The following is a 5,044-nucleotide window of genomic DNA, read 5'->3' as shown; positions in this document are numbered from 1 at the left end:
GGGGCGCTGGCCGACGATGCGCGCGCCGAGGCGGAGCGGTTGCTGGCCGGGGCGCGCGAGCAGGCCGGGCGCATTCTGGGCGAGGCGCGTGAGCAGGCGCGCCAGCTGAACGCCGCCGAGCAGCAGCGGGTGGTGGTGCAGGCCGCCGAGCTGCTGCGGGCGCTGGAGCAGGCCAACGAGGCGATTCTGGAGCGGGCGCAGGAGATCGTGGCCGGCCTGGCCCACGCCTTGTATGACCGGCTGGTGGCGCAGACCACGCCGCGCGAGCGGATCGACGCCGCCTTGCAGGGCGTGCTGCGGGAGGCGCCGCCTAAGCTGGTCGACGCCCTGCTGCGGGTGCACCCGGACGAGGTGGCGCTGCTGCCGCCGCTGGACTGGCCGGTCAAGGCCGACGCCGCGCTGGCCCCCGGCGCGTGCCGGCTCGAGGCCAGCAATGGCCAGTGGTGCGCCAATTTCGATCTGGCGGCGCAGGCCGTCAAGACGGCGTTCGCGCAGGGGATCGCGGCGGCCGGCGCGCGGGAAGCGGCGGTGGCGGCGCCGGAAGCGGAGGCGGGCGCGGGCGCGGTGGCGGCCTGATTACCGGGCGTGGCGGCGCGCGATTACAATGGCGGTCACGTTTTCAACTGACCGCAGGACTGCCATGATCCGCTACCTCACCTCTCTGCTGGCGCTGTGCGCGGCCAGCGCCGCATTGGCCGCGCAGCCGGCCACCATGCGCCTCGACTATCTGCACAGCGGCAACGCCAGCGAGGAGCACTACGCCGTCGAACGGGTGGTGGTCGAGCCGCTGCCGTGGCCGGGCAATATGGCCCAGACCATCGACAGCACCAACCGCGGCAACAATCTGGTGGAGGTGGTGGACGCCAAGAGCGGCAAGTTGCTGTATTCGCGCGGCTTCTCCACCGTGTTCGCCGAATGGCGCAGCACCGAGGAGGCCGGCCACGCCAGCCGCGGCTTCCAGGAGTCGGTGCGCTTCCCGCGTCCGGAGCAGCCGGTGAAAGTCCGCATCCTCAAGCGCGACGACGGCAACCGCTTCGTACCGGTATGGAGCGCCGACGTTGACCCCAACGCCATGGACGTAGTCCGCAAGCAGCCGCCGGCGCCGGTCAGGCCGATCGGCATCCGCGTCAACGGCCCGTCGCCCGACAAGGTCGACCTGCTGATCGTCGGCGATGGCTATACTCAGGCCGAGATGACGAAGTTCGAGGCGGCCGCGCGCCGGCTGGCCGACCATTTGTTCGCCACCTCGCCGTTCAAGGAGCGCGCCAAGGACTTCAATGTCTGGGCCATCGCCTTGCCGACCACCGAGTCGGGCGTGTCGCGGCCGTCGACCGGCGCCTACAGGGAGTCGCCGCTGGGCACGCGCTACGATATCTTCGGCAGCGAGCGCTATGTGCTGACCACCGACAACCGCGCGTTGCGCGAGCTGGCGCAGTACGCGCCGTATGAGTTCATCGAGATTTTGGTGAACAACGAGACCTACGGCGGTGGCGGTATCTTCGGGCAGTTCAGCACGGCGGCGGCCGACAATGACTGGGCCAATTATCTGTTCGTGCACGAATTCGGCCATCACTTCGCCGGTCTGGCCGACGAGTATTACACTTCGCCGGTGGCCTACGCCACCGGCGGCGAGCGCCGCGAACCGTGGGAGCCCAACGCCACCGCGCTGCATGACCCGGCCAACCTGAAATGGAAAAAGTTCGTGAAAGAGGGCACGCCGCTGCCGACGCCGTGGCCGAAGCAGGCCTACGAAACCGCCGCGCGCGCCTACCAGAAGGAACGCGCCGCGCTGCGCGCCGCCAACCGTCCCGAGTCCGAGATGAGCGCCTTGTTCAAGAAGGATCTGGCGTCCAGCACGGCGCTGTTCACGCCCGACCCGCATCGTCACACGGTCGGCGCGTTCGAGGGCGCAAACTACGAGGCCACTGGTTATTACCGTCCCGAAATGCAATGCATCATGTTCGACCGCAGCGAGCAGTTCTGCGCGGTGTGCGCGGAGGCGATCAGCGCCATCATCGATCTGTATTCGCGTCCTTAGTACGCTAGCGTACAGTGTGTGCGCCGGACGCGGCTTAAGCTGTGACTCACCTCATCACTGAAAGGGATCACATCATGAATAAGATCATTGCCACCCTGATCGCCGGCCTGATGGCCAGCGCCGCTTACGCGCAAACCTCGGACGTCGCCAAGGCGCAGGCTGAGGCCAACAAGGACGTGGCCAAGGCCGAGCAGAAGGAGTTGAAGGCCGACGCCAAGGCCGACAAGAAGGCCAACAAGGCCATCGCCAAGGCTGACAAGGTGCACGACGAGCAGCAGGCCAAGGTCGCGGTGGAGCAGGCCAAGGCCAATGAGAAGGTGGCCAAGGCCGACCCTGAAGACAAGGCCAAGGCCGCCGCCAAGGGCGACAAGGCAGTCGCCAAGGCCGAGGAGAAGGCCGAGAAGAAGACCGTGAAGGCGGACGCCAAGGCGATCAAGCAAACCGTGGACGCCACCGCCGACAAGGCGCTGGCCGCCAACAAGACCGCCGCCGTCAAGGCCAAGACCGACGCCGAGGTGAAGGAAGCGGCCGCCAAGCAGCACTAAAAAAGACGGGGTCAGTTCTTGCAATCCAACACGGGCTCAGCCAGTAGCGGCTGAGCCCGTGTTGGATTGCAAGAACTGACCCCGGGTTGGTTAGACGATGGGCTGGAGGCCGGTCGGTTTGATCCTGGTCGCCAGTTCCTTGCCTTTGCGCGCGCGCTTGCCGAAGTGGACCGCCAGCGCCGAGGCCGACAGTTTTTCTTCCTGCGGCTTGCCGCCGCGCCCGGTGCCGAACACGGTCACGCCTTTCTGGCTGATCGGCTTGGCCGCCAGCAGGGTTTCCTTGTCGGCCAGTTCCATCAGGATCACGCCGCGCCCGCCGTTGGTCAGCACTTTCATTTCATCCATGCCGAACACCAGCACCCGCGCGCCCGAGGACAGCACGGCCACCGCGCTGGCGCTGTCCGGGATCACGGTCGGCGGCAGCGGCACGTCGCCGTCGTCCAGGGTGATGAAGGATTTGCCGCCCTTCAGGCGGCTGACCATGTCGCCGGCCTTGGTCTCGAAGCCGAAACCGGCGCTGGTGGCCAGCATCAGGCGGGTGGCGGCGGCGCCGGCGTAGTAGTGCAGGATGCGCGCGCCAGGCGCCAGGTCGATCAGGGTGGTGACCGGCACGCCGTCGCCGCGCGCGTTCGGCAGCGCCGCCACCGGCACCGAGTAGACCTTGCCGTTGCTGCCGAAGGCCAGCAGGTGGTCGACCGTGCGGCACTCGAAGGCGCCGTACAGGCTGTCGCCGGCCTTGAAGGTGAATTGGCTGGCGTCGTGGCCGATGCCGCCGCGGGCGCGGATCCAGCCTTTTTCGGAGATGATGACGGTGACCGCCTCGTCCACCACCTTTTGCTCGACCACGGCTTTCTGCGCCTCCTCGATCAGGGTGCGGCGGGCGTCGCCGTACACTTTGGCGTCGCTCTCGATTTCCTTGATGATGGCGCGCTTCATCGACGCCGGGTTGTCCAGCAGGTCTTGCAGCATCTGCTTGTCCTTGCGCAGCTCGGCCAGTTCCTGTTCGATCTTGATCGCTTCCAGGCGCGCCAGCTGGCGCAGGCGGATTTCCAGGATGTCCTCGGCCTGGATCTCGGACAGCTGGAAGCGGGCGATCAGCGCCGCCTTCGGCTCGTCCGCGTTGCGGATGATGTGGATCACTTCGTCGATGTTGAGCAGGATGGTCTGCCGGCCCTCGAGGATGTGGATGCGGGCGTCGACCTTGCCCAGCTTGAACTGCGAGCGGCGGGTGACGGTGGCGAAGCGGAAGGTGATCCACTCGCCCAGGATGTCGCTCAGGCCTTTCTGGCGCGGCCGGCCGTCGCCGCCGATCATGACCAGGTTGATCGAGGCCGACGATTCCAGCGAGGTGTGCGCCAAGAGCAGCAGCATGAATTCGGTCTGGTCCTGGTTTTTCGATTTCGGCTCGAACACCAGGCGCACCGGCGCGGCGCGGCCCGATTCGTCGCGGATGGTGTCGAGCGAATTGAGGATCAGCGATTTCAGCGCCAGTTGTTCCGGCGACAGGGCTTTCTTGCCCAGCTTGATCTTGGGGTTGGTCAGCTCTTCGATTTCCTCCAGCACCTTCTGCGCCGAGGTGCCCGGCGGCAGTTCGGTCACCACGGCCTGCCACTGGCCGCGCGCCAGTTCTTCGATCTTCCAGCGCGCCCGCACTTTCATCGAGCCGCGCCCGGTGGCGTACATGTCGGCGATCTGCGACGGCGGCGTGATGATCTGCCCGCCGCCCGGGAAGTCCGGGCCGGGCACCAGCGCCATCAGCTCGCTGTGGGTGATTTTTGGATTGCGGATCATGGCGACCGCCGCCTGCGCCACTTCGCCCAGGTTGTGCGACGGGATTTCGGTGGCCAGGCCGACCGCGATGCCGGAGGCGCCGTTCAGCAGCACCATCGGCAGGCGGGCCGGCAGCAGGCAGGGTTCTTCGGTGGAGCCGTCGTAGTTGGCCTGGAAGTCGACGGTGCCGAGGTTGATCTCGTCCAGCAGCACCTTGGCGATCGGCGTCAGGCGGGCTTCGGTGTAGCGCATGGCCGCCGCGCCGTCGCCGTCGCGCGAGCCGAAGTTGCCCTGGCCGTCGATCAGCGGGTAGCGCAGCGAGAAGTCCTGCGCCATGCGCACCATGGCGTCGTACACCGACTGGTCGCCGTGCGGGTGCAATTTACCGAGCACGTCGCCCACCACGGTGGCCGACTTGCGCGGCTTGGCGGTGCTGTTCAGGCCCATTTCGTTCATGGCGTACAGGATGCGGCGCTGCACCGGCTTCTGGCCGTCGCAGACGTCGGGCAGGGCGCGGCCCTTGACCACCGAGATGGCGTAGTCGAGGTAGGCGCGCTCGGCGAAGGTGGACAGGGTCAGGGCGTCGCCGCCGTCGCCATCGTCGCCGCCGCCCAGCGGGCCGCCGAACATGCCGCCGCCGCCATCGCCGCCATCGCCGTTGCCGCCGGCCGCGCCGCCGTCGCCAGCGGCG

At 67.6% G+C, this 5,044-nt stretch carries 4 protein-coding genes; 3 read left to right on the top strand and 1 reads right to left on the bottom strand.

All coding sequences use genetic code 11. The features are described 5' to 3' along the window. The 3 genes from GM676_RS31010 to GM676_RS31000 form a co-directional block, all read left to right on the top strand. On the top strand, window positions 1-576 hold a 576-nt coding region (locus GM676_RS31010), incomplete at its 5' end, for a FliH/SctL family protein (RefSeq protein ID WP_155468414.1). 64 nt (window positions 577-640) lie between these two features. Further along, window positions 641-2,038, top strand: a complete 1,398-nt coding sequence (locus GM676_RS31005; RefSeq protein WP_155468413.1) for an IgA Peptidase M64 — start codon at window positions 641-643, stop codon at window positions 2,036-2,038. Window positions 2,039-2,112: 74 nt separating this feature from the next. Further along, window positions 2,113-2,583 (top strand): hypothetical protein, encoded by a 471-nt coding sequence (locus GM676_RS31000; RefSeq protein ID WP_155468412.1) that lies wholly within the window; start codon window positions 2,113-2,115, stop codon window positions 2,581-2,583. 90 nt (window positions 2,584-2,673) lie between these two features. Here the strand turns inward: GM676_RS31000 and parC are convergent, their stop codons facing one another. Beyond that, window positions 2,674-4,983, bottom strand: a complete 2,310-nt coding sequence (gene parC / locus GM676_RS30995) for a DNA topoisomerase IV subunit A (RefSeq protein ID WP_155468415.1) — start codon at window positions 4,981-4,983, stop codon at window positions 2,674-2,676. Window positions 4,984-5,044 lie beyond the last annotated feature (61 nt).

The sequence above is a fragment of the Duganella radicis genome, assembly GCF_009720825.1.
GTDB classification, from domain to species: Bacteria; Pseudomonadota; Gammaproteobacteria; order Burkholderiales; family Burkholderiaceae_D; genus Rugamonas; species Rugamonas radicis.
Note: the sequence above shows the minus strand (reverse complement) of the source record. Positions and strands in the feature narration are given on the sequence as shown.

Coding starts and splice junctions, on each gene's coding strand:
- GM676_RS31005 (WP_155468413.1), top strand. CDS start 641: ATGATCCGCTACCTCACCTCTCTGCTGGCGCTGTGCGCGGCCAGCGCC.
- GM676_RS31000 (WP_155468412.1), top strand. CDS start 2,113: ATGAATAAGATCATTGCCACCCTGATCGCCGGCCTGATGGCCAGCGCC.
- parC (WP_155468415.1), bottom strand. CDS start 4,983: ATGTTCGGCGGCCCGCTGGGCGGCGGCGACGATGGCGACGGCGGCGAC.